This is a genomic window from Liquorilactobacillus sicerae, from assembly GCF_029916425.1.
GTDB classification, from domain to species: Bacteria; Bacillota; Bacilli; order Lactobacillales; family Lactobacillaceae; genus Liquorilactobacillus; species Liquorilactobacillus sicerae.
Genome location: NZ_JAHAVQ010000033.1, coordinates 1 through 1,679 on the forward strand (window position 1 = coordinate 1; position 1,679 = coordinate 1,679).

Sequence of the window (1,679 nt, forward strand, 5' to 3'; positions counted from 1 at the left end):
AGTTTGACACTTTTTAAAATAAAATCCTCCATAAAGCCTGATATGACTTTATTTTTTTGTCAATTTTTCCCTTTTAATTTGTAGTACTTTGTGGTACTCTATAATTAGAAAGGATGTGAATCACATGAAGGTTCGCAAAAATGTCTCTCGCAATTCTGTTTCTTACGCTATTATCGAAAGTTACCGCGACCTAAACGGTAAATCTACTTCACGTATTGTTAAGTCATTAGGCAATGAAAATGAGATTAGAAAACAACATCCTAACGTCGATCCTTATGAGTGGGCCAAAAAGTATGCTCATAAGCTTACTCTACAAAAGCGTGTTGAGTCATCCACAATAATTGCCAAATATCATCCAAATAAACAGATTGCTAGCGGACAACAACGTTCTTTCAATATTGGCTATCTATTTTTACAGAGGTTGTATCATCAGCTAGATCTGCCCAAAGTAATCAACCAAATTCAAAAGAAATATGCTATAAAATTTGATTTAAATGATATTTTTGCCAAACTAATTTATCTTCGAGTCTTGGAACCAACTTCCAAAAGAAATTCACTGATCGCATCACAATCGTTATTAGAAAAAATGAATTGTGATCAGCATCAGCTTTACCGTGCTTTAGACGTACTTCAAAAAGAAAGTAATACTATTCAAGCTCAAGTATATAATCATAGCTTGAAATTAATTCCACGTCAGAAAAGTATTTTATATTATGATTGCACAAATTATTATTTCGAAATTGAACAAGAAGATGCATTTCGTAAATTTGGTAAATCAAAAGAAAATCGACCTAATCCAATTGTTCAAATGGGGTTATTCATGGATGCCTCTGGCATTCCATTAGCTTTTTCAATTTTTCCTGGTAAAGATAATGAACAACCTTCTCTTCAAAAATTAGAAAAGAAAGTACTTAAAGATTTTGATTTGAATAAAATTATCGTTGTTACTGATGGTGGACTATCTTCCAAAAGTAATCGAATCTACAATAGCTTTAAAAACCGGTCTTTCATTACTACGCAGTCTATCAAAAAGTTAAAACGTTACTTAAAAGATTGGTGTCTTGATCCTCAAGGCTGGCATCTTAAACCCAGAGATCAAAAAATTGATTTGAGCACAATAGACGAACAGGCTGCTCGTCAACAGAATTTAATTTTTTTCAAGGAACGCTGGATCAAAGATGACACTGGGTTTGAACAACACTTAGTTGTAACTTTTTCACCGAGATATAAGCTTTATCAACAAACAATCCGTGAGCGCCAATTTGAAAGAGCTGAACTGAAAGCTAAACATCCTAATTCCTTAAAGGGCGTTCATCAAAATGATCCCAAAAGATTTATTAAAGAAACTGCAATTACTAAAAATGGTGAAATAGCCGATAAAAAGCACTACGCAACTGATCTTGCAAAAAAGCAAGAAGAAGCCAAATATGATGGCTTTTATGCGATCTGCACAGACTTAGAAGATGATCCCTTAGAATTAATTAAAGTCAATCGTAACCGTTGGGAAATCGAAGAGACTTTTCGAATTATGAAAGGAGAACTACGAGGTCGACCAGTTTACTTGCAACGACAAGAACGAATTGAAGCACATTTTCTAATTTGTTTTATGGCACTGTTACTGTTTAGGATTCTTGAACAAAAAACACATCAAGTGGCTTCATTTCATGAGATTATTGAAA

At 33.4% G+C, this 1,679-nt stretch carries 1 protein-coding gene; it reads left to right on the forward strand.

Translation table 11 applies throughout. The features are described 5' to 3' along the window. Positions 1–124 precede the first annotated feature (124 nt). A partial coding sequence (locus KH893_RS10975) for an IS1634 family transposase (RefSeq protein WP_281166166.1) occupies positions 125–1,679 on the forward strand: 1,555 nt, incomplete at its 3' end.